This window comes from Lysobacter sp. Soil_C_59, assembly GCF_057656415.1.
The window spans coordinates 41,995-65,503 of record NZ_JBDGKK010000003.1 but is presented as its reverse complement, the minus strand read 5'-3'; the positions used below and the strand labels follow the sequence as shown (position 1 = coordinate 65,503).

Annotated in this window: 18 protein-coding genes; 6 read left to right on the top strand and 12 right to left on the bottom strand. The window is 66.1% G+C overall.

The window, feature by feature from the left end:
* Window positions 1–69: 69 nt before the first annotated feature.
* The 6 genes from AC3A3Q_RS07025 to AC3A3Q_RS07000 form a co-directional block, all read right to left on the bottom strand.
* Window positions 70–495 (bottom strand): CopL family metal-binding regulatory protein, encoded by a 426-nt coding sequence (locus tag AC3A3Q_RS07025; RefSeq protein WP_487585578.1) that lies wholly within the window; start codon window positions 493–495, stop codon window positions 70–72.
* Window positions 496–544: 49 nt separating this feature from the next.
* The gene (locus AC3A3Q_RS07020) at window positions 545–2,659 is read right to left on the bottom strand and encodes an amylo-alpha-1,6-glucosidase (protein ID WP_487585577.1); all 2,115 of its coding nucleotides are present in this window, start codon (window positions 2,657–2,659) and stop codon (window positions 545–547) included.
* A 9-nt stretch (window positions 2,660–2,668) separates the two neighbouring features.
* Window positions 2,669–3,724, bottom strand: coding sequence for a glycosyltransferase family 4 protein (locus tag AC3A3Q_RS07015; RefSeq protein WP_487585576.1), 1,056 nt, complete (start codon window positions 3,722–3,724; stop codon window positions 2,669–2,671).
* A 172-nt stretch (window positions 3,725–3,896) separates the two neighbouring features.
* Window positions 3,897–5,729, bottom strand: a complete 1,833-nt coding sequence (locus tag AC3A3Q_RS07010; protein WP_487585575.1) for a hybrid sensor histidine kinase/response regulator — start codon at window positions 5,727–5,729, stop codon at window positions 3,897–3,899.
* A 2-nt stretch (window positions 5,730–5,731) separates the two neighbouring features.
* Complete coding sequence (locus AC3A3Q_RS07005; RefSeq protein ID WP_487585574.1) at window positions 5,732–5,941, bottom strand: hypothetical protein; 210 nt, start codon at window positions 5,939–5,941, stop codon at window positions 5,732–5,734.
* Window positions 5,938–7,263, bottom strand: coding sequence for a sigma-54-dependent transcriptional regulator (locus AC3A3Q_RS07000; protein WP_487585573.1), 1,326 nt, complete (start codon window positions 7,261–7,263; stop codon window positions 5,938–5,940). The genes AC3A3Q_RS07005 and AC3A3Q_RS07000 overlap by 4 nt, the downstream gene beginning before the upstream one ends.
* Window positions 7,264–7,528: 265 nt before the next feature.
* Here AC3A3Q_RS07000 and AC3A3Q_RS06995 point away from each other — a divergent pair, with 265 nt between their 5' ends.
* Window positions 7,529–7,879, top strand: a complete 351-nt coding sequence (locus AC3A3Q_RS06995; RefSeq protein ID WP_487585572.1) for a hypothetical protein — start codon at window positions 7,529–7,531, stop codon at window positions 7,877–7,879.
* Between the two features lie 76 nt (window positions 7,880–7,955).
* Here AC3A3Q_RS06995 and AC3A3Q_RS06990 read toward each other — a convergent pair whose 3' ends face one another.
* From AC3A3Q_RS06990 to AC3A3Q_RS06965, 6 genes are all read right to left on the bottom strand, one after another.
* Window positions 7,956–8,369: a CBS domain-containing protein gene (locus AC3A3Q_RS06990; RefSeq protein ID WP_487585571.1), complete on the bottom strand. Its 414-nt coding sequence runs from the start codon at window positions 8,367–8,369 to the stop codon at window positions 7,956–7,958.
* 40 nt (window positions 8,370–8,409) lie between these two features.
* Entirely contained in the window at window positions 8,410–8,841 is a 432-nt protein-coding gene (locus AC3A3Q_RS06985; RefSeq protein ID WP_487585570.1) for an EF-hand domain-containing protein, read from the bottom strand.
* A 165-nt stretch (window positions 8,842–9,006) separates the two neighbouring features.
* Window positions 9,007–9,633: a response regulator gene (locus AC3A3Q_RS06980; protein WP_487585569.1), complete on the bottom strand. Its 627-nt coding sequence runs from the start codon at window positions 9,631–9,633 to the stop codon at window positions 9,007–9,009.
* Between the two features lie 109 nt (window positions 9,634–9,742).
* Entirely contained in the window at window positions 9,743–13,180 is a 3,438-nt protein-coding gene (locus tag AC3A3Q_RS06975) for an SbcC/MukB-like Walker B domain-containing protein (protein ID WP_487585568.1), read from the bottom strand.
* Window positions 13,167–13,817, bottom strand: coding sequence for a DUF4194 domain-containing protein (locus AC3A3Q_RS06970; protein ID WP_487585567.1), 651 nt, complete (start codon window positions 13,815–13,817; stop codon window positions 13,167–13,169). Before AC3A3Q_RS06970 ends, AC3A3Q_RS06975 begins: the two co-directional genes overlap by 14 nt.
* The gene (locus AC3A3Q_RS06965; RefSeq protein WP_487585566.1) at window positions 13,814–15,253 is read right to left on the bottom strand and encodes a Wadjet anti-phage system protein JetA family protein; all 1,440 of its coding nucleotides are present in this window, start codon (window positions 15,251–15,253) and stop codon (window positions 13,814–13,816) included. Before AC3A3Q_RS06965 ends, AC3A3Q_RS06970 begins: the two co-directional genes overlap by 4 nt.
* Before the next feature lie 284 nt (window positions 15,254–15,537).
* Between AC3A3Q_RS06965 and AC3A3Q_RS06960 the strand changes: the two genes are divergently transcribed.
* From AC3A3Q_RS06960 to AC3A3Q_RS06940, 5 genes are all read left to right on the top strand, one after another.
* A complete protein-coding gene (locus AC3A3Q_RS06960) occupies window positions 15,538–16,194 on the top strand; it encodes a MarC family protein (protein WP_487585565.1) in 657 nt (218 codons plus the stop codon).
* 562 nt (window positions 16,195–16,756) lie between these two features.
* Window positions 16,757–19,966 carry a TonB-dependent receptor gene (locus tag AC3A3Q_RS06955; protein ID WP_487585966.1) on the top strand — a complete coding sequence of 1,070 codons (3,210 nt, stop codon included), beginning with the start codon at window positions 16,757–16,759 and terminating at the stop codon, window positions 19,964–19,966.
* A gap of 164 nt (window positions 19,967–20,130) precedes the next feature.
* Entirely contained in the window at window positions 20,131–20,874 is a 744-nt protein-coding gene (locus AC3A3Q_RS06950; RefSeq protein ID WP_487585564.1) for a SapC family protein, read from the top strand.
* Window positions 20,874–21,905: a cupin-like domain-containing protein gene (locus AC3A3Q_RS06945; RefSeq protein ID WP_487585563.1), complete on the top strand. Its 1,032-nt coding sequence runs from the start codon at window positions 20,874–20,876 to the stop codon at window positions 21,903–21,905. The genes AC3A3Q_RS06950 and AC3A3Q_RS06945 overlap by 1 nt, the downstream gene beginning before the upstream one ends.
* 42 nt (window positions 21,906–21,947) lie before the next feature.
* On the top strand, window positions 21,948–23,465 hold the full coding sequence (locus tag AC3A3Q_RS06940; protein WP_487585562.1) for a tryptophan halogenase family protein: 1,518 nt from the start codon (window positions 21,948–21,950) through the stop codon (window positions 23,463–23,465).
* The last annotated feature ends 44 nt before the right edge of the window (window positions 23,466–23,509 follow it).

Below are 23,509 nucleotides of genomic sequence, written 5' to 3'. Positions count from 1 at the left end.
CCCCGCAGGACAGGGTCACACCGGCAGCATCAACGCCATGGAACGTCGGCACCAACGGGTGCCGCGCACTCAACCAATCGGAGGTCGTATCGGGTTCGCCAGCGCCGGTGCGACGTGGCCGGTGCTCGGTGATAGGAGCGGCGCAGCGCGCTCGATCAGGGCGGGCAGGGCCTGCACATCGGCGAGCGTGGCTGTCGCGTACTGCAGGCAATCACACGCGCATTGCGAGGACTTGCAGCAGTCGGGTGCCGACTGGCTGCCGTGGCCGTCATCGCAGGCGGCGGACGATGCCATGTCCGCCATCACGTGCATGGACGGCGCGGCGCTGCGCTCGTGGAGCTGCTCCTGGCAGGGTTCATGCGCCATGGCCAGCGCGGCTTGCGTGGCAGCCACGTGCATCAGCTGCATCTGCGTGGACGCGACTGCATAGCCCGATCCGTTGAGGACCAGGCTGAGGCAGAGCAGCGCACGGAGCAGGAAGGCACGCAGGGGCATGGGCCGCAGTTTAGCGCGGGCACGCGGTGCATGCGACCGCGCCGGCTGGTCATCCCGTGATCCGCACGGACACGCTGTCCGTGCCTGGGCCTTCGACGAAGACGCCCACGCGCTCGTTCATGCGCTTGAGGACGAGGTGGACGTGGGTGTCCGCGATCGGCACGCGGCGCACCACGATCTCGTCGATGCCGATCGGCAGCTGCGGGCGGTCGAGCAGGATCTCCGAGCGCGCCCCGTCGATCGCGATTCCCAGGCATGCCTGCACCAGCATGAACGCCGAGCCGGCGGCCCAGGCCTGCGGCAGGCACGCGACCGGATAAGCGACCGGGGCGCTTCCGTGCGAGCGCGGGAAACCGCAGAACAGTTCCGGCAGGCGCATGTTGAAGTGCACCGCTGCCTCGAATGCGCCGCGCAGCAGGCGCACCGCGCCCGAGCGCGGGCCGCAGGCGGCGATGCCGGCGGCGCAGATGGCCGAATCGTGCGGCCAGACCGAACCATTGTGATACGACATCGGGTTGTAGTGAACCTGGTCCTGGGCCAGCGTACGGATGCCCCAGCCACTGAAGAACGGAGCGTCGAGCAACTGTGTCGTCACCGCGGCCGCGCGCTCGCCGGTTGGCAGGCCGCTATAGAGCAGGTGTCCGGCATTGCTGGCGCGCACCGCGCACAGCTCACCGGCGCCGTCGATGGCGATGCCGTAGAAGTTGCTGTCGGCCATCCAGAAACGTCGCTCGACTTCCGCCTGCAGTCGCTCGGCGCGTTGTGCCCAGGCCTCGGCCTTGGCGTCGGCGCCGCGCAGTCGCGCCATGGCGGCCATCGCGCGCAGCGCAGCGAATGCGTACCCCTGTACTTCGACCAGGGCGATCGGCCCTTGCGGCGAACGTCCATCGGCATGGAACACCGAGTCGGAACTGTCCTTCCAGCCCTGGTTGGACAGCCCACTGGTCTCGCCGCGTGCATAGTCCAGGAAGCCGGCCGGGTTGGCATCGCACACGCGCTCGATCCATGCCGTGGCCGCTTCCAGCGCCGGCCAGATGGATTCGATGAGGGCGAGGTCACCGGTGCGTTGCAGATAGGCACCGGCCAGGCCGACGAACAAGGGCGTTGTGTCGACGCCGCCGTAGTAGCGCCCGAACGGCAGCTCGCCCAGCGCCGACATCTCGCCCTTGCGCGTCTCGTGCATGATCTTTCCGGGCGAGGAATCCATGAACGATGACTCTTCCTGCGCCTGGTGACGCGCCAGGAACGTCAGCACACCACATGCCAGTTGCGGATCCAGCCACAGCGTCTGCAGCGCGGTGATCACCGCGTCGCGGCCGAAGGGCGTGGAGAACCAGGGAATTCCTGCGTACGGATAGGGGCCGGTGTCGAGCTCGCTGGTCAGCATGGTCAGGTCGGCGCGCGACCGCTCCATCCAGTCATTGAACAGCGGGCCTTCGCTGTGGATCCGGGCGCTGCGCCGGTTGCGCAGGCGCATGCGCTTGCGTGCCTGTGCGGCTGCGGCGCGGAAACGGCTGCGGTCTGCCGGCGCCTGCTCGCTGCCGACCTCGACGAACATGACGCGTCGCGCGCCGGGCGCGAGCGTGACGACAAAGTTCGCCTCCGAGTCACCCACGTGGTCGGGCAGGTCGGAGAAGGTCACGCATGATGTTCGCAGCTGCTCGTCCAGGCCGCGATAGCGGAAGACCTGGCCATGCTCGAGCACCTCCACCGGCAGAAGTTCGCCGCGGCGCTGGCGCGTGCTTCCGCGCACCTCGAACATGTCGGCGAAATCGGCGGCGACCTCGAAGCACAGGGGGACATGGGCGGGTTCGCTGCCGTAGTTGAGCAGCTTGAACCGTTCGTACATGCGGTCCTCGTGCAGGAATCGCACGCGCTTGATATAGACCAGGCCTTCGCCGGTCGACGTGCCGCCGAGCGGCGGCAGCAGCCGGTTGGTCATGTGGGCGACGAAGAAGACGTTATCGCGCGTGACGTAGGAGCTCAGCAGCACCGGACTGGTGTCGCCAAGGCTCAGCCGGAACCGCGACAGCATCCGCGTGTCGTTGTGGAAATGGCCGTCGGCGCCGCCCTCGATATCGCCCTGGCGGTTGGCTACGACGAAGGTTTCGCCCTCCTTGAGGACATAGCCGGTGTTGAGCGATGCCGCGGCCGAAGGATCCATTCCCGTCCCTCAGCCAGTGCGACGATGCTGTGCGGCCTCACGCAACAGGCGCCAATAAAGCTCGATGTAGGACCGCGCCATTACCGCCGAGGTGAAGCGGCGATCAAAGCGGGCGCGGATGGTGCGACGATCGAGCGCGAGCAGGGCAGGCAGCGTCGCGACCGCTTCGCGCTCGGAGGAGACGATGAAGCCGGACACGCCCGGTTCCACGACTTCCGGGACCGATCCGCAGTTCCAGGCCAGTACGGGTGTGCCGCAGGCCATCGCCTCGATCATCACCAGGCCGAACGGCTCGGGCCAGTCGATCGGGAAGAGCAGGGCGAGCGCATCGCCCAGGAAGCGGTTCTTCTGCGTGTCGGAGATCTCTCCGATGTACTCGATGCCGGGTGAATCGAGCAGCGGTTCGATCTCCGTGTGGAAGTAGGCGCGGTCGACCGCATCGACCTTGGCGGCGATCCGAAGTGGCAGGCCCGCCGCCAGCGCGATGGCGATGGCGCGGTCTACGCGCTTCTCCGGCGAGATCCTGCCCAGGAACGCGAGGTATCCGCCCTGCGGAGCCGGCGAGAAGTCGTACAGCTGCTCGGGCAATCCGTGGTGGATGGTGTCGACCCAGTTCAGGTCTTCCATCGAGTGGCGCTGGCTGTCGGAGATCGACACCAGCGGAAACCGTGGCCAGCGGCCGTAGGCGCCCGCGAGGTCCTTGAGGTCGAGGCGACCGTGCAGCGTGGTCACGGTCTTCTCCGCACAGCGTTCGAAGAACGGGTAGTGGAGAAGGTCGACGTGGAAATGCAGCACGTCGAACTCATCGGTGCGCCTGCGTACTTCGTGGAGCATCGAAAGGTGCGCGGCCAGGTCCGACTTCAGGGGCGCCGGGTCCAGTCGGATGGCCTGGTCGCGCATGGCCACCAGTTCGGCGCGAGTGCAGGTATCGGCCGAAGCAAACAACGTGACTTCATGGCCCTCGTTGACGAGGGCATCGGTGAGGTGTGCCACCACCCGCTCGGTTCCGCCATAGAGCAAAGGCGGCACGGCCTCGTAGAGAGGGGCGATCTGGGCAATGCGCATTGGTGCAAGCTACGCTGGCGCTGGTGTAGACAGCGTCGTCCCACGCGGAAGACTCTGAACAAGCCTGAGGCCGTGCAGTGAGCGCAGCGCTGCCTTAACGGGGGTCTTGAAGGGGGCAGAGAGGCACGACGGAAGCGGTTTGGTGCGCAGTACAAATCCTTCCGCCGCACGGCTACGAAGTAATCGTAGGTCGAGTGGTTGCGCGCGGTCCCAGGTGACGTTGCCGCAGGCCTTCGTCGATCGCGGCGAGGATCTCGGCGATGGTCGCCGGCTTCACCAGATGCTGCTGGAAGCCGGCCAGGCGCGTGCGGTCGCGGTCGCTCTGCTGGCCGTAGCCGCTGTAGGCGACCAGGTAGGGCGGGTTGTCGGACGACTGCAGCGTTCGCGCCACGTCGTAGCCTGACATTCCATCCTTGAGTTCCAGGTCGCACAGGACGACATCGGCAGGATCCTCGAGTGACATCCGCAGGGCCGTCGCGGCGTCGGTGGCGATGCTGGCCCGATGCCCTTCCAGTTGGAGCAGCGTCTGCAATGCCTCTGCGTTCTGCAACTCGTCCTCGACGATCAGCACGTGGGCCTTGATGGCGGGTGCGATCTGCACCGGGCCGTCGTCGCAGCTGCCGCATTCGACGGACGCTTCACACGGCAGTTTCAGGGAGAACGTAGAGCCCCGCCCGGGTCCGTCACTGCGCACGCTGACCTGGCCACCGTGCAGTTCGGTGATGTGCTTGACGATGCTCAGGCCCAGGCCGAGTCCCCGCGACTGCCACGCGGGGGATTGCACGAACGGCTCGAACATGCGCGCGACGAAATCCTCGTCAAGGCCCTGGCCTTCGTCATGTACGGTGATCGTCGATTCGCCGTCATGTTCGCTGACCGCCAGGAAGACGCGCTGCCCACGTTCGCAGGCCTTGATGGCGTTGGAGACGAGATTGTCGAGCACCTGGCGCAGGCGTACGTGGTCGCCGCGCACATAGCACGTGCCCTCGTGCTCCGGCGGCACCAGGATGACGCCGTGCTGCTGCGCGATGTGCAGGTTGTCGCGATGGACCTCGTCGAGCAGCTCGCCGATCTCCACCAGGCTGCGGCGCAGCTCGACCTTGCCCTGGGTCACGCGCGAGATGTCGAGCAGGTCATCGACCATGCGCCGAAGGTGCTGGCTCTGGCGCTGCAGGGTGGCCAGGGCCTGTTGCCGTTGCGGCCCATCGGCGTCGTCGCGATGGAGCAGGTCAGAAGCGGTGGTGACGCCGGCCAGCGGATTGCGCAGCTCATGGCTGAGGACCGCGAGGAAACGGCTGATGCGCTGGTTGGCGAGTGCCAGCGTCTCCAGCGCTCGCTTCTGGTCTTCTATGTCGGTGCTGGCGCCGTACCAGCAATGCACCTTGCCATCGGCGCCGAGGATCGGCACGCCCTTGACCAGATGCCAGCGATAGCTGCCGTCTGCGCGTCGGAAGCGCATCTCCAGGTTCAACTGCTGCGCCGTCGCCATGGAATCGCGCCAGGCATCCATCGCGGCCTGCATGTCGTCAGCATGGACGATGGCCTGCCAACCCTCGTCGCCGCTCAGTCCGGTGTACTCGTACCAGTAGCGGTTGTGGTAGCGCATCGTGCCATCGGGCTCGGCAATCCACACCATCTTGGGCAGGTGGTCGAGGAGGGCGCGCTGGTCGCGATCGGCCTGGAAGCGCTGCAGGACATCGGCGGGCCGGCGCAGCGCGCGCACCTCCGAAGCCAGCCAGGCGAGGATCGCGGCAATCGCGGCGAACGCGGCCATGTCGAGCGGGCTGAGCCGGGGCTGGCCTTGCAGCAGCACCATGGTCACGATCGCGACGATGGTCAGGTACGCGCACCGCCGGCCGAACAATGCCGCGGCGAGCAGCACCGCTGCGTAGCCGAAGGTCATCGGCAAATGCTGCGAAGGCAGGCCGTAACCCAGCGCCGACAATGCGCCAAGCAACAGCGCAACAACCACGTCGCCAATGAGCACGGCGATATGGGTGGGCATGCTCAGGCACCGTCCGGCCAATCCAAGAGCAGGTCATGGCAACGCCGGCACGCCGCCTCCGCCCGGGCCAGGTGCTGGCGCACGCGTTCAAGGCTCTCACCGTGATCGATCAGGCTGGCCGCCGTCGCCGTCGCCATGGTGACGACGTTGAGTTCGTTGCGCAGGCTGTGGCGCCAGCGGCGAACGTCCTCGCTGGCGGTCGGCTCGTTCACGTCGACCGTTCCTGGCCGCCGCGCAGGCGCGCGAGCTGGTTCTGGATGGTACGAACGCTGACCCCCAGCGCCTGCGCCGTGCGCGTGCGGTCGTTGCCGAAGTGGGACAGCGTCCTGATCAGCATCTCCCGTTCGATCTCGGCATAGCTCATCCCGACGCTGAAGCCGACGCCGCCGGCGCCCGCCTGCATGGAGCGGGGCCGATGCTGCAGGGGACGAATGCGTACCAGCGATCCGTCGCTGGTGAGGTAGGAACGCTGGATGGTACTGCGCAGTTCGCGCACGTTGCCGGGCCAGGGGTGGCGAAGCAGTACCCGGTCGCTGTCGTCGGCGAAGCGCCGGGCGGTGCCATGTCGTGCGTTGAGGCTGTCGAGGAAGTACTGCGCCAGCAGCAGCACGTCGGCTCCCCGCTCGCGCAGCTCCGGCAGGGCGATCTGATAGTCGGCGAGGCGATAGAACAGGTCTTCGCGCAACGTTCCGGCATCCAGCGCCTGTTGCGGGTCGCGGTTTGTCGCGGCGACCACGCGCACGTCGGTGGCAATCGAATCGGTGCCGCCGACGCGGGTGACGGTACCGGTTTCGAGCACGCGCAGCAGGTAGACCTGCAACGCGAGCGGCATCTCGGTGATTTCGTCCAGGAAGAGCGTGCCACCGTTCGCCTGTTCGAAGTAACCGGCGTGGCGGTGGCTGGCGCCGGTGAAGCTGCCGCGCTCGTGGCCAAACAGATGGCTTGCCAGCAGTTCGGGGGCGACGGCTCCGGCGTTGACGGCAACGAACGGGCCGCTGCGACCGCTGGCGACGTGGATGGCCCGCGCCACGAGTTCCTTGCCGGTGCCGCTGGCGCCCGAAACCAGCACCGTTGCCTCCGATGGCGCGATGCGGTCGATGTCCTCGTGGACCCGGCACATCGCCTCGCAACGTCCGATCATTCCATGGCGATTCTCGCCGGACAGCAGGATGCCGCGTGCAGCCGCGGTCTGCTTCAGCAGCGCGTCGAACTGGATCGGGCACAGCGGCTTGAGCAGGTAATCGCCGACCGGCATGGACACGGCCTGGATCGCACTCTCCACCGAAGGCTGGCCGGTGACGATGATCGCGCGGTCATGTTGCGGCATCGCCGGGTCGTCGAGCAGGTCCAGGCCGCTGCCGTCGGGAAGCTCGAGGTCGAGCAGGAGCAGGTCGAGTGGCGGCAGATGGGCGAACTGCCGGGATTGCTCGAGTGAATGCGCCACATAGGGCTGGAAACCGCGTAGCCGGGCGAAATCGGCCGCCGATTCAGTGAAGTTGCGATCGTCGTCGACGATGAGGAGCGATGCCGGCACGGTGATGCTCCCAGCAGGTAGGCCCGAAGACTATTCCGGGTGGAGTGAACGCGCATTGAAGAAGAGCCTGTCGCCCGGCAACTTTTTCCGTTTGGCGTCAAAACGTTCAGCTTCTCCGCAACCTGCGATGAACCCCGCCGTCTGCAGCCGCTCTGCGTGGCCTGTTTCGATGGCACGGTTGTTGCGACGAGCTTTGTGCCGCCAGTCGCAGCGTCCGCTGGCGGATGCAACCACTGATAAGAGTCGCCGGACCCCAGGAGTCAGGATGAATACGAATCTGTTCTATGGCACGCGATCCAGCGTCGTCGAAGTGGTGGATATTGAACGCGAGATCGCATCGTGGCTTCGGCATTACCGCCAGTACGTGGTGGCATTCCGGTCCGATGACTACCTTCCCGCCGTGAAGCTCGGGTTGAGCGCGTACCTGCGAGGGCAGTCGTTCGATGATTGCGTCGACGAACTGGAACAAAGCTATCTTCGCGTTCGCGGAAACTCCCGCCTCGATTGGTACGAGGCGCTGCCAGTGGCACGCGCGGCATGGACCCGCTTGACGGAACAGCAGAGCGGACGCGCGGCAAGCGCGCAGTCGCAGTACGGGCTGAGTACCGCGGCATGATGCGCCTGGAGGTATGCGTGGGTTGACCAGGGGTCGGGGCATGCGGCGGCTTCGGCCGCCGCATGCGTCGTCAGCCTCAATGAGGTTTGGCAACACCCTTGAGCAGCTCGTCGGACGATTCCTCGTCGCCGCTGTAGGCAAAGTCGGCCAGTGACACGAACCCGACCAGCTGGCGCTGGCGATTGATCACCGGCAGTCGGCGGATCTCGAGATCGGCCATGTTGCGGGCGACATCATCCACATCATCGTCGTCGTAGCAATAGTGGATCGCCTCGCTCATCACATCGCCCACCGGCGTATCGGCGTCGAGCCCGTTGGCAGTCGCGCGAACGGTGATGTCGCGGTCGGTGACGATGCCGACGATGCGGTCGCCCTCGCCGACGGGGAGGCTGCCGATGTCCATCCGTTTCATGGTCTGGGCGGCTTCGCGGATGCTCTTGGCCGGATCGGTCAGGAACACATCGGTCGTCATGATCTGGCCTACTTTCATGATGCTCTCTCCCGTGCGGAGGGCTTGCTGGCCCCCCGCATCACCGGCCCTTGGCCATCGATTCGTGCCCGGCCGCGAACTCGGCCTGGCTCAGATTGCCATCCTTGTTGGTGTCCATTTCCGCGAACTTCTTCTGCGATCCGGCCTCGTGCTCGGCGGCCGAGAGCTGGCCGTCGCCATTGGTGTCGATCGTCTTGATCTTGTTGGCGGATGACATGCCGGTCCTGACGGCCTTGCCGTCCTTCGCCTTGGCCTGGTGCCTGGCGTCCATCTCGGCCGCGGTCACGTTGCCATCGTGATTGGCATCCATGGCGTCGAACATCTTCTTGGCGCCTGCGCTGTGTTCCGCCGTGGAGACCACGCCGTCCGCGTTGGTATCCATCATCTTGGCCTTGTCGCCGTCTCCGGCCATCACTGCCGGCGACAACAGCATCGCCAGCAGCAATCCGCCTGCAGTGGAATGACGTTTCATGACAGCCTCCGTACGTTTCGGGTACGTCCAGCCTGCAGGTCGCGTTGTTGCGCACCCGTCAACATTAGGTGTTGTCGATGGAAACCGGGCGGAATCAACCAGCAAAGTGGTTCGTGTTTGTCACGACCGCGTTACGGAGCGCTGAACCCAGGCTGGCTGGAGCCTCTATAGCAGTCCGTGCTCGCGCGCATAGGTGTAGAGATCAATGTCGTTCTCGATGCACAGCTTCGCCATCGCATCAACCTTCTGCCGGCTCACCGTCTTGACGCTGCGATTGAGTTGCCTGGCGATCTGCGACACCGTCAGGCCGGAGGCGAACAGGCGGAAGACCTCGGATTCGCGAATCGACAGTCCGGCCTTTCCGTCCCCGGGTTGCGTCGACTGCAGCGCATGCTCCATGGCCGCGCCGAGGTAGGTGCGTCCCTGCGCCACGGCTTCGACCGCCAGCGGCAGTTCGCTCAGCGCTTCGGACTTGTTGACCAGTCCGCGCGCGCCGGTAGCCATGATCGAATGGAGTACGCCCGGATTGCTGACGATCGTCAGCACGATCACCGGAAGATCGGGCCACCTGCGGTGGAGCATCCCCAGCAGGCTGAGGCCGTCCGACATGCGGCCACCGGGCATGTTGAAGTCGGTGATGACCAGGTCACATGGTGTCGCATCGAGCACGCGGTGCAGCTCATCGGCCGTCGCTGCTTCGGCGACCACCTTCACCGTCTGGTGGTCGCGCTCCAGCAAGGTGCGGACACCGCTGCGGACGATCGGGTGGTCGTCGGCCAAGACGATGCGCATGTTCGCCTCGAATGGCTATGGGAGCGCCTTGGAGGATAAGACATTTCCTCATGGTTACAGCGCAAATTTGCAAACAGCGCTCGAGCTCTTGTCCAGATACGGCAAATAGCTAGACCGGCTCCTTCTCCAGGGTTACACGCTTGATCTCTGCTTCGAGCAACTGCGGATGCAGCTGGAACTGGTCGCTCTCCAGCAGCTCGCGTCCGCGACCGCGCACGACCACGCGTTCGAGCTGCAGCAGCGGGCCATCGCGGAACAGCTCGATGTAGCTGTCGAGCACGCCGCTGAGCGTTCCCTGCGCGGTATCGGGGGCAGCGACGATCAGCTGGAGTCCGAGCGATCGCAGGTAGTTGGTCGTGGCGCGCGCGTTCTGGGCGTCGATCTTGTCGCCGAACTCGTCGAGCATGATCACGCCCAGGCCACCCTGCTGACCCTCCGCCTTGCCGTAGGCCGCCGCCAATGCGGCGCCGGCGATGACATAGAGGGGCGCACGGTGCTCGCCACCTGAGCCCGAGCGCATGCGCTCGCTGAGCGTGCCGATGACCGTCTCCTCCTGCTTGATGACGACCTCGAAGCTGAAGAAGCGACGGTAGTCGTCCAGCGGCGAGGGCGTGTTCGCTCCCTTGCTGCCTACCTTGTCCTCGATGATGTCGCGGAACGCGGCAGGGACCTCGCCGGCACTGCCGAACAGGGTGTCGGTCTGGCCGACGTCGGCTGCCTTGTTGATGAAGCGGTGCAGGTCGCGGAACTCCGGTGCGACGTCGTACTTGAACTGATAGCGCTCGTTGTTGGAGAACGCGGGGCTGCGCTGCAACGTGCGGTTGAGCGTGTTGATCTGGTGCCGCAGCCGGGTGAAGTTGTCGTAGAGCGCCGAGGCGACGTTGGAGCGGAAAGTCTCCACCGCGGTCGTGTAGGCCTCGTCGGCGGCGGCCTGGTGCTGGACCAGTTCGGTGCCCTTGAGGTGGTCGATTTCCTTGTGCAGCAGGGCATTGGCCTGCCGCCATTGGCCGGGCTCCATGTCGAGCAGCAGCCCATGGTCCTTGCCGTACTGGGCCAGCCCGCGCCAGGCTTCGGGCAGCAGGCCGTTGAGGACGCGGTCGCTCTCGTCGGCACGGTTCTGGCAGCGCTGCAGTCGGTCGGCGAGTTCGGCGATCTTGCCATCGAGCTCCTCGCGCTGGTGCTCGACGAGGTTGGCGTCGACATCGGGATGTGAGAAGGCCTCGCTGGCGCGGCGGGCGATGGCGTCGCTCTGTTCGCCAAGCGCCTGCAGCGAGGCCTCGGCCTCGGCGCACTTGCCGGTGGCGACGGCTTCTTCGCCGACCAGCCGCTCGACCAGCGCCTCGAGTTCCTGCCGGCGGCGCTCGGAATCGTGCGCCTGTTCGCTCAGGCGGATCAGGTCGGGATCGCTTGCGGCCTCCTGGTTGTCCTTCAGGGCGCGGTAACGGGCGGCGGCCTGGCGGTGCTTGAGCAGCAGTTCGTGGGCGTCGCGTGCCATGTCCTCGGCGTTGCCGATACGGGCCAGGCCGCTGGCGCTGGCCTGCACCGGACGCCATTGCGATTCAAGTTCACCGATGCGACGTTCGGCCGCGTCGAGTTCCTCGCGCAGCAGTTTCTGCCGTTCGCGGCTGCTGGAGGCGCCGATCTTGAGTTCGCTCGCGGCAGGCAGGCGCAGTCGCTCGACACCGCCGCCCTTGGCGACCAGGCCGTCATTGCTCAGGCCATGGCGGCTGCGCACGACTTCTGCCTCGGTGGCGACACAGCGCAGGTCGCCGAGTTGGCGACGCAGGTAGGCGAGGGCGTCGTCGTTGTCGCCGGTGAGCAGGGACGCGACCTGGCCAGCCGCCGGCGTGGCATCGCAACGGGACTGGCGCGCATGGCTGCACAGCGCCAGCTTGACGCCGTACACCGAGCGCGCGCCCTGCAGCGAACGGTACAGGCGCACGGCCTGTTCTTCGTGTTCGGGTGCGATCAGCAGCGCCTCGACATGCGTGCGCAGATAGCCTTCGATCGCCCGCTGCCAGGCAGGATCGGTCACCTGCACCAGGTCGCAGACCGGACGCGCTTCGACGCCGGCATCGGCGAGGTAGCTCATCATGCGGGCCACGTCGGGGCGCAGCTCGGATTGGCCGGCATTGAGGCGGGCCAGGTTCTGGCGCGCGGTCAGCGCACCCTGTCGTGCCTGGTCGAGGGCGTTGTGGCGCTCGCGCTCGTATGCGGTCACTGCCGCGATGATCGGCGCGGCGTGCTCGATGGCCTGGCGCAGTTCGTCGTGCAGGGCTTCGGGCGATACCAGGATGTCGGCATCGGCCACCAGCGCGGCGAGCTGGTCGTACAGCGATTGCCACGGCGCGATCGCGGCCTTGAGCAGATGCGCGTCGACGCCGGGCAGGCCGAGCTTTCCGGCCGCCTGCAACTGGTCGCGGACAAAGCCGGCGCTGCGCATGAGTTCCTTCTTCAGGCGCGCCAGTTCTTCCTGGTACGGCGCGGCGAGCTGCTCGAACGACGCCTGCTCGTGATAACCGCGGGTGCCCTGCAGGCGCTTGCCGGCCTCGTCCGCGGCCAGGCGCGCGTTCTCGCGATCACTGCGGGCCTGGGCGAGGGCGACTCGCTTGCCGCGCAGCAGCTCGTGCGAGGTCGCCAGCGTCTGTTCGGCGGCATCGACGCGCTCGGAATGGAGATCGCGCTGGTACTCGGCGCCCAGGGCGCGGTAGGACGCGGCACGCGTCGCCTGCTGGGCGACCTTCCTGTACTGCTGCTCGACCTGTTCGGCCTCGTCGATCCTGCGCGCGACCTGCTCGATCTTTTCCTTGATCAGGCGGAAGCCATCGAGCAACGCGCGGAACTTGCCGATCTCGGTCGGACGCTCTTCGGCCACCAGCGTGCGCACGAACAGATCGACGTCGCTGACGCGCTGCAGGTTGAGTGCGTTCTGGAAGGCCTTGCGGTAGGCCACGGCATCGAGCTGCGCGGTCGGGCCGGGTCTCAGGCGGAACAGCAGGTCCTTGACGAATCGGTCGCTGCTGCTGTGCAGCTCGGCCTTGCTGCCGGCGGCCTTGCAGCGCTGTGCGATCAGCTCGCGAAAGCGCGACCACTCCTGCGGCAGCTGCTCGCCCTTGACCACTTCCAGATGGTCATCGAGCGAAAGCGCCACGCGCGGCAACAGGTACAGGCCATTGACGCGGTGATCGGGCTCGGCTGCCGACGCCGCCAGGGCGATGCCCGCGGTCAGCGTCTCGCCGCTGTCCTGGTCCTCGAACACCAGGCTCAGGTAGGTCGTGGCGGTTTCGCGGTCGCGGCCGTCATCGCCGGAGCGGTACACGCCCAGGCAGTAGTCGCGGATCGTGCGGGCGCGGTGGCTGCCACCGGCCTGGGCATTGAAGCGGATCTGGTTGCGGTCGCCGCCGAGCATGACGATCTGCAGGGCGTCCAGCAGCGCGCTCTTGCCGGCGCCATTGGGCGCGATGATCGCCGTGCTCAGGTCCAGCTCGAGCGTCTGCGCCTGGAACAGGAAGAACTGGACAAGGTGGGCGCGCTTAAGCTGATACATCGTCTGGCTCCATGGCCTGCTCGGCGACGGACTGGCCGTCATCGGTGCTGGCGTCGTCCGTGGTGTGCTGGTCCAGTCGCTGCAGCCACTGCGCGCCGACGATCTCCACGATTGCCGGCCGCACCAGGATGCGGAACGGTTGCGGGTCACCCGGGTCGCATTCGGTGGTCCGGCATACCGACCAGCGCTTGAGCGCGCGCAACTGGCTGCGCAGCGCACCGGTCTCGGGCAGCTCGCGACCGGTCAGCGACTGGTAGGCCTCCTGCAGCTCCGGCAGTTCCACCAGGACGTCGCCGTGGTCTTCCACCTGTCCCTGCCGCATCCCCTCGTCGTAGCGCTGGCGCAGCACCAGGATCAGCAACGTCTCGTCCAGGCTGACCGCCGTGCCTTCGCCATGCGAGGGCAGGGCGGTGACGTAGCGGAAGTGCGCGTTGCGTTCCAGGCGGATGCCCAGCGGTTCCAGTGCCGCGGCGAAATCGGCCAGGTAGGTTTCCACCAGGTGGTAGGCGTTGCGCGACTTGCGGTCGGCACTGTAGAGCACCTGTTCGGTGACCAGCCGGTAGGCCGTGCGCTCGAAATCCTGCGGCGTGTACATGCCGCCGGACAGTTGGCTCAACGTGGCCCATGAGCGTTTCATGCAACGTTCCTCGTGCGGTGCAGGACGAAGCGCGGGGATTCCAGGAAGGCGTTGGCGGTGAGTTCGCCATCGCGCAGCTGGATGCGGAATCCGCGCAGCATCCGGTGGATCGGGTCGTCGCGGCGCAGGCCGCCCTGGCGGCGGCTGCGCAACGCGAGCGTGATGAGCGTCTGGTAGGCGCGGAAATCCTCGATGCTGGCGATCTCCATGGCCTCCGAATCGATGCTGTCGGTGGCGCCCAGGTGACGGTCGACGTAGCGCGTCAGGTCCTCCGGCTTGACCAGGCGCGCGCGCGTCATCTGTCGCAACAGGTTCAGTCGCGCCAGCTGTTCGGGCGTGGGTTCGCGGCTGGTGTTGGCGGTGCGGGGGATCGGCCGGGGCCGCTGCTGCGGCGCGCGCAGGCGCTGCTCGTCCATCAGCGGTCCGGGCGCGACCGGCAGGCGCAGGGCGTCCTGCGGAGCCGACAGCACGCCGCGGCAGGCGCGACGCAGCAATACGTCGAGCTTGTCCGGCGCGCGCAGGCGATAGTCGAGGAACGCCAGTGCGCGGCGGTTGGCCTGGCGAATGTCGTCGTCGAGCCGGGCCAGGTATTCGTCGATCCGATCGATCTCGTACAACCGGCGCAGGCTGCGTTGCAGGCGCTGCTCGGCACGGACGCGGTCGCCGCCGGTGGCGCGCTCGGTGTACCAGTCGATGAGCTGGCTGCGCACGTCGGATTGCTCGATGTCGCGGACCATCGTCAGGATCGCGGTGCGGCGGGCGAGGGGATGGTCGGCGTTGTGCAGCTGGGCGTAGTCGCCGACGAACAGCTCGCCGACATAGCGCTCGAACAGCTGGCGGGCGAACTGGGCGGTGCTCTCGGCCTTGATCAGTTCCGGCATCAGGTCGCGGACCTGCACGCTGATCGCCGAGACATAGGACAGCAGCTGCCGCGACTGCTCGGCGGCTTCATCGAGACTGTCGCCACCGGCATTGCCGGCCACCACCTGCTGCAGCTGCAGCTCGATCGAGCGCACCTTGGCACCGAAGAAGGCCGGTCCGCGCTCGGCGAAATCCATCAGCGTCGCCAGCAACTGCGCCACCGCATGGGTCATCGACACCATTTCGCGCGCGCCCACCCGTTCCTGGCGCAACCAGCCGGCGGCGCGGAATCGCTCATGGATCGCGTTGGCGCGCATCGCCAGCGGTGCGTCGGGTGCGGCGCCGTCGTCCTCCCACGGGTCATCGGTCAGCAGGTAGCGCTCGATGGCCGAGGTGATCTCGCGACGCGGGAAGCCGACGCTGGGCGGCATCGGTGCATCGGGGCCGAAGAACTCCGCGAACAACTGGCACAGCAAGCGCCAGTAGTGGAGCCGGTTGGAAGAGGCGAGGGGTCCGAAGAGACCGTCGGGAACAACAGCAAACAGCGGCGGTGCCGGCGAACTGTACTCAGTCAAAAAACGCTCCGATGCCGGTCCTGGTTGCTCTAGCTGGGTCCTTGGGCCGGGCGGCCGCCGTCCGGGCGGGCGCCACGCGCAGGGAAATGTATCCCGGCAAGGGATATGTGGGAATCCGCGCCTCGGGCAGGGCAAGTATTACTTGCGATATGCAGCGTAACTGATTGATATGTGGTCAGCTCCGGCCGTGCAGCGGGAGCATTCCTCACGTCACCGTTATCGATGCGCGCCAAGACTCCCACTCGGTGTGCCCGGATCGCGGGCGCCGGGAATCGCTGACGCCGATGGCAGATGCCACGCTCTTCTTCAGCCTGTTCACGACCCTGCTGGCGATCATCAATCCGCTGGAAGCCATCCCGGTGTTCCTCAGCCTGATGGACGGCAAGAGCGACGACGAGCGTCGAGCCACTGCGCGCAAGGCGTGTATCAACGTCCTGTTGCTGTGCCTGTTCTTCCTCATATTCGGCAACGTCCTGCTGCGCCTGTTCGGCGTGCCGCTGAGCATGGTGCGCGTGGTCGGCGGCGTGATACTGATGCGGATCGGCTTCGACCTGTTCTCGCCCAGTCCGAACAGCATGCTGTCGGGCGGAAAGGGCAATGGCGGCGATGTCTCCTTCATACCCCTGGCCATGCCGATCATGTTCGGGCCCGGCGTCATCGCCACGGTGATCGGCCTGACCTCGCTGGTGCGCAAGTCCGACCACCTGGTCGTTTCGTTCGCCGTCGTGGTTGCCGCCATCGCCGCGGCTGTGCTGTGCACCTACGTTTCGTTGGTCTACGCGAAGAAGATCCTGAGCAAGATCGGGCCGCAGGGTGTCGATGCCGCAACGAGGATCGTCGGATTCTTCGTATCGGCCATGGGGGGCGGATTGATATTCCACGGCACGGTGGAGTTCCTCCAATCCTATGGCGTCCTGCTGGGCGGACCGCCCGCAAGCTGACCGGGCCAGCTGGCCTGTTTGACCATCGCAGGACGTACGCGGCTGATAGCGCTCTCAGGAATCGGGGGTTGGGCGTCGGCGCAATGGGGCTGGTTACGGATGAAACTTTCTCGAGCACGTCGGGCGGGCGCCCGCTGTTCCGAGTGTGGCGAATTCCTAGCCAAATTTTGCTGCACTGCACGGTGACATGTATGGAAACTTAATGTTTAGTCTCGGCCCAGATGATAGCGCTATCACTTCTGCCCGCCGCGGCGGGTACCTGGAGGTCCACCGAAACGCCACCGACCCACGCGGACTGGAACCGAAACTAGACAAAGCCAAGCCAACAGCGTTGCTGCACGGGTGTCGATTGACGCTCGTTCCGGAGTAGCAGGCACGGGCCTGCAGGCGCCCTTCCAGGGCAACACATCCATCGATCGAAGTTGAGGGGGTAGGACCATATGAGTCGGTTTCGGTGCCACGTTCTGTGGGCGTCCTTGGTGCAGGCGACAGCTGGGCGTCGTGCCTTGAAGGCGGCAATGGGCAGTGCCCCTTGTAATGGGAGGACTTCGCAATGAGCCAGATGACCAAGCGGTTCAAGAAGAGCTTCAAGTCCACCGCGATGTTCACCTTCGTCGGTGGCGTGCTGGTAATCAACCCTGCCTACGCGCAGGATGCCGCCGCGGCGGCCGCCACGCCGGCTACGGCGCAGACCACGACTGCACAGACGACGGCGGCGCAGGCCACGACCGCTCAGTCGTCGTCGGAGCAGGCCACGACGCTGGACACGGTCACGGTCACCGGCATGCGCAACAGCCTCAACCAGTCGATGGAAATCAGGCGCAACGCCGACGGCATCGTCGATGCGATCAGCGCCGAGGACCTGGGCAAGTTCCCTGACACCAACCTTGCCGAATCGTTGCAGCGCATCACCGGCATCTCGATCGAACGACGCGACGGCGAAGGTGCGCAGATCACCGCACGCGGCTTCGGCCCGCAGTTCAACATGGTCACCCTCAACGGCCGCACGATTCCCGGCGCGGACGCCTTTGGCGCACCCGGCCAGGTGCCGATCGGCGGCGTCGACGGCGGCACGCGCGCGTTCAACTTCGCGCAGCTGGCGTCGGAAGCGATCACCACCCTGCAGGTCTACAAGACCGGCCAGGCAAGCGTTCCCAGCGGCGGCATCGGCGCCACCATCGACATCGAAACCGATCGTCCGTTCAACCACCAGGGTCTTGTCGCCACTGCCGGCGCCAAGGCGGTGTATGACGAATCGCAGCCGTTCGACACCGACCTGACGCCGGAAGTGTCCGGCATCTTCAGCTACAGCAACGACGACAAGACCTGGGGCGTCGGCCTTTCGGCCAGCTACCAGAAGCGCCATGGTGGTTCGGTGCAGGCCACCGAGAACGCCTGGAACATGCAGCGCTGGACCGGCACCGACCCGTCCCTGCGTCCTGACGCGGTGGTGACCAATGCACCGGCGATCGGCCAGCTGTACGGCATGCCGAACGATCTGCGCTATGCATTCGCCGACTTCGAGCGCGAGCGCATCAACGGACAGGCGGTGCTGCAGTTCGCCCCGTCCGATTCGTTGACCTTCACCCTCGACTACACCTACTCGACCAACGAGATCACCGAAAACCGCGGCGAGCAGACCATCTGGCTGCAGCGTGCCAACAGCTTCACCGATCTCACGTTCGACACCGGCCAGTCGGTGGCAACGCCCATCTACATCCGCGACATCGTCGGCACCAAGGACTTCGGTTACGAGCAGCAGCGCCAGGAACAGGAGTACAAGCTCGACTCGCTGGGCTTGAATGCCGCCTGGGACGTCACCGATCGCTTCCGCCTGACGTTCGACGCCCATAACACGACGTCCGAGAGCCGACCGAATGATCCGGTGACCGGTGGTGGCTCGACCTTCTTCAGCATCGCCGGCACCAACAACTGCACCGTCGGTCCGTACTGCGGCGGCAACTGGGCGCAGGAGCTGTTCTTCAACAGCGGCCTGCCGATCGGCGCACGCACGTGGTACCCGAACTCGGCAGCGGCCATTGCCGGTACCGGTGGCACGCTGAACCCGGACTTCCCGCCGGAACAGATCGGTTCGCAGGTCCTGCGCATCAACTACCAGCGCCAGGAAACCGAGATCAAGCAGGGACGCATCGACGGCGAATACGTGTTCGACGACGGTCGCTTCCAGTTCGGTGTCGACTCGTCGGAAACGACGATGACGCGCAAGCAGGCCACCGAGGCCTACTCGACCCTGGGCGACTGGGGCGTGGCCAACACCGGCAACGAGCCGGGCCTGCAGGAGCTGATCCGCCCGATCGACATCGTCGGCATGTTCGACGACTTCAGCGCTCCTGGCGCGGCACACGGCGCATGGCAGGGCAACGCCACGGCCGGTGCCCTGTGGGCTGGCGACTTCTACGGTGCAGCCACCCGCTACAACCCGCAGTTGGCCGCAGACAACCGGGTGAAGGAAGACACCGATGCGGTGTACGGCCAGGTCGACCTGGAAGGCACTCTGGGCGGCTTCCCGACCCACACCCGCATCGGCGTGCGCTACGAGAAGACGTACCTGACCTCGACCTCGCAGGTGGCCCTGCCCAGCGCCATCCAGTGGCAGGCCAACAACGACTTCCGCATCCTGCGCGGCGACGACCAGGTGCCCTTCAGCGAGACGCACAGCTACGACTTCGTCCTGCCGAACCTGGACTTCTCGCTTGACCTGACCGACGAGATCAAGACCCGCGCATCGTTCAGCAAGACCATCGCGCGCGCGCCGTACGGCAATCTCTACGCCGGCCCGACGCCGAACCAGCCGACCGGTTCGATCCTGATCAACCCGTCCACCCGCGCCAACGGCGACGCCCAGAACCCGGCACTCGACCCGCTGGAATCTGACAACCTCGACCTTGCGGTGGAGTGGTACTTCGCCGATGCCAGCTTCATCTCGGTGACGTTCTGGAACAAGGACGTGAAGAACTTCATCGGCACCTCGGTGGTGCGTGAGCCGCTGTATGGCTTGACCGACCCGACGTCCGGACCGGATGCGCAGGCTGCACTGGCCTTCCTGACGAGCGCCTCGTGCGCCGCGCAGGTGGGCGCCGCCGGCAACGACGTGTCCCAGGCCTGCTCGGCGAACGACACGGCGCTGTTCGCGGCCGTGGCGATGCTGCGCAATCCCGAGACCGGCGGACTGGCGGCCTACAACGGCAGCTCGGCGCAGTCGCTGCAGATGGAGAACACCTACGACCTGGTGGGCGAGGCCGACGATCCGCTGTACGAGTTCGACGTCAACCGTCCGGTCAACCAGAACGACGCCAACCTGCACGGTTGGGAAATGGGTGGCCAGTACTTCTTCGGTGAGTCCGGCTTCGGCATCTTCGCCAACTACACCCTTGTGCAGGGCGACGTCGCCTTCGACAACACGGTGATCGAGCGTGACCAGTTCGCGCTGCTCGGCCTCAGCGACACGGCCAACGTGATGCTGATGTACGAGAAGTACGGCTGGTCGGTGCGCCTGGCCTGGAACTGGCGTGACGAGTACCTGATCGCGGCGAACCAGAACGGTTCCAACCGCAATCCCTACTACGTCGAGGAGTACGACCAGTGGGACGTGAACGTTGGCTACGACTTCAACGATCACTGGTCCATGAGCCTTGAAGCGATCAACCTGACCGGTGAGGACGTGCGCTGGCACGGCCGTTCCGACAAGCAGATCATCAAGCTGGTCGACCAGAGCGCCCGCTACATGCTGGGGGTGCGCTACAAGTTCTGAGGACCCTCCCAGGGTATTGAACCAGGGCAGGGCCGCTGCGAGAGCAGCTGTCCTGCCCGTTTTTTTTGTGCTGCAACCGCAATGCGATCCGCGGGCGTCCGGGGGGCTTTCCTTCTTCGCCCGGCAAGCGCATAACATCATGCGAACCCGTCCTCGTCCCGGCCATGCCCCAATACGAACTGCTCAACAACATCAAGCACAAGGACCTGCGGGTCATCACCCGCTTCGGTCGCGAATTCGGCGACGATATCGGGGTCGTGGCGGCCTTCCCGACGGAGTTCGCGGAGCTCCAGCGCGAGTACCCGATCTTCTTCCGCAAGGACCCTGAAGGCGACGCGTGGCAGGCAGTGGCGCTGCTCGGTTTCGAGCGCAACGAGAACCTGTTCCTGCACGAGGGACGCTGGAATGCGGCCTACCTGCCGGGCGTCGTCGCCAAGGGGCCATTCCTGATCGGCTTCCAGGAGCAGCGCATCGACGGCGAGCTGCGCAATGAGGCGGTCATCCACGTCGACATGCAGCATCCGCGCATCAGCCAGGCCGAGGGCGAACCGGTGTTCCTGGCTCAGGGCGGCAACAGCCCTTATCTCGAGCATGTGTCCACCGTGCTTCGCGGCATCCGCGACGGCGTGGATGCGGGCAAGGCGATGTTCGCCGCCTTCGATGCGCTGGGGCTGATCCAGCCGCTGAAGCTGAACCTGCAACTCGACGAGGAGCATCGCGTCAGCCTGGCCGGCCTGCACGGCATCGATCGCGAGCGCCTGGCGGCGCTGGACGCACAGTCGCTGCACCGGTTGCATCTCGCCGGCTACCTGGAAGGCGCATTCCTGGTGCAGTCGTCCATGCACAACCTGCGCCGGCTGATGGCCGAGAAGCAGCGTCGCCTGCGCCTGGCGGCGGAGGCGCAGTGATGGGCGCGGCCGCCGACGTGGCCGCCCAGATTCGCGTAATTGACTGCGCCGGGTCCGCGTCACCTCCTGTCGAGGAGCTGCTCGCCTCAGGGCAACCGGCCGTGCTTCGCGGCCTGGTGCGCGATTGGGGGCTGGTGCAGGCGGCATCGCGCTCGACGCAAGAAGCCATGGACTACCTGCGCGGGTATTACAACGGCCAGCCGGTGACCTACTCCTGGGGCGGGCCGGAAGTGGCCGGCAGGCCGTTCTACAACGCCGACTTCACCGACTTGAACTGCGAAGTGCGGCGCAGCGACCTGGGGCAGGTGCTCGACGAGATCGCCGTCCATGCCGGCGATGCGAAGCCGCCGACCTATTACGTCGCCTCGCTGCTGGTCGACAGCCGACTGCCCGGCATGCGCGCCGACAACGACCTGGACCTGGCGGTGCAGGGTATCGAGGCGCCGCCGAGCATCTGGATCGGCAATCGCGTTACCGCCTCGTGCCACTACGACGCCCTCAACAACATCGCCTGCTGCGCGGTGGGTCGTCGCCGTTTCACGCTGTTTCCGCCGGGGCAGATCGAAAACCTGTATCCGGGTCCGCTGGAACCCACGCCCGGTGGCCAGGCGGTCAGCGTGGTCGACTTCGCCGCCCCGGATTTCGAGCGCTATCCGCGTTTCCGCGACGCGCTTGCGGCCGCGCAGAGCGCGGTGCTCGAGCCGGGCGACGCAATCTTCATTCCGAGCCTGTGGTGGCACCACGTGCAGGGACTGGAGCCATTCAACGTGCTGGTGAACTACTGGTGGAGCAGCGTTCCGGCGTATGTTCCAACGCCCATGCACGCGCTGTATCACGCGCTGTGGACCATTCGCGACCGGCCGCAGCGTGAGAAGGACGCATGGCGCGAGATCTTCGACTATTACGTCTTCGGGCCGGCCGACCACGCCGGCGAACATCTGCCTGAAGCGGCACGCCAGGTGCTGGGCAGCGTCGATGAAGCGCTGGCGCGGCAGCTTCGGGCGATGTTGATCGCAAAACTCAATCGTTGAGCCGGTCCGCCGGCAACCACAGAACGCAGGGGAGCAGGAAGGATGGAGAAGGGCAGGATTCGAAAGGTCGTGATCGCCGGCGGCGGTACCGCTGGCTGGCTCGCCGCGACCGCGCTGACGCACCAGTTCCGCGAGTTGCTGGAAGTGGTCCTGATCGAGTCCGAGCAGATCGGCACGGTCGGCGTCGGCGAATCGACGGTGCCGCCGATCCGCAACTTCCACCGTTTCCTGCAGATCGACGAGCAGGAGTTCCTGCGCTCGGTTGCGGGCACTTTCAAGCTGTCGATCTCGTTCGAGAACTGGCGCCGCCACGGCGATCGCTACATCCACCCGTTCGGCATCACCGGGCAGGGCACGCTGGTCTGCGGCTTCCATCACTTCTGGCTAGACAGCATGCGCCGCGGCATGCAGTCGGAACTGGGCGATTACTGCCTGGAGACGGTGGCGTCGCGCGTTGACAAGTTCGCCCTGCTGGAGTCGCCGCAGGTCAACTATTCCTACCACCTCGACGCCGGCCTGTATGCGCGTTTCCTGCGCGGCAAGGCCGAGAGCTACGGGCTGAAGCGGGTGGAAGGCAAGATCCGCGAAGTCCGGCAGAACGGTGAATCGGGCTACGTCGAATCGCTCGTGCTGGAAGACGGGCAGGTGATCGAAGGCGATCTGTTCATCGACTGCACCGGTTTCCGCGGCCTGCTGATCGAGCAGACCCTCAAGACCGGTTACGAAGACTGGAACAACTGGTTGCCCTGCGACCGCGCCGTCGCGCTGCAGACCGAATCGGTCGGCCCGCCGGTGCCGTACACGCGAGCGATCGCGCACGAGGCCGGCTGGCGCTGGCACATCGCGTTGCAGCACCGGGTCGGTTGCGGACTGGTGTACTCCAGTCGCCACATGTCCGACGACGAGGCGCGCGACAAGCTGCTGCGCGACGCGGCAGCGCCGGTGATCCGCGAGCCGTGGCCGGTGCAGTTCCGTACCGGCCGGCGACTGAAGGCCTGGAACAAGAACGTGGTGTCGCTCGGCCTGGCCAGCGGCTTGATCGAGCCACTCGAGTCGACCAGCCTGCACCTGTCGATGACGTCGATCGTGCGGCTGATCGAGTCGTTCCCGCTCGACGGCATTCCGCAGTCGCTGGTGGATGTCTACAACGCCACCGGCCGCGCCGAGATGGAGCACGTGCGCGACTTCATCATCCTGCACTACCACGCCAACCAGCGCGATGAAGCGATGTGGAAGCAGTGCCGTGAGATGGACGTGCCCGATTCGCTGAAGATCCGCATGCGCGCGTGGCGCGAGCGTGCCCACGCCTGGCAGGGTGCGAACGAGTTGTTCCGGGTGGATTCGTGGACGCACGTCATGCTGGGGCAGGGCATCGTGCCCGAGCAGCATCACCCGCTGTCGGGCGGACTGTCCGACGACGACATGCGCAAGCTGTTGCCCGCCATCCGCAAGCCCATCGACGAAGCAGTCGCGCGCATGCCATCGCAGCAGGAGTTCATCGACCGCTACTGCAAGGCCGGGCCCGAAGTGTGGGCGGCCAGGCCGCGATTGCCGGCCTGAGGACCTGCCATCCGGCCAGGGCGACGCCGAAGGCTCGTCCTGGC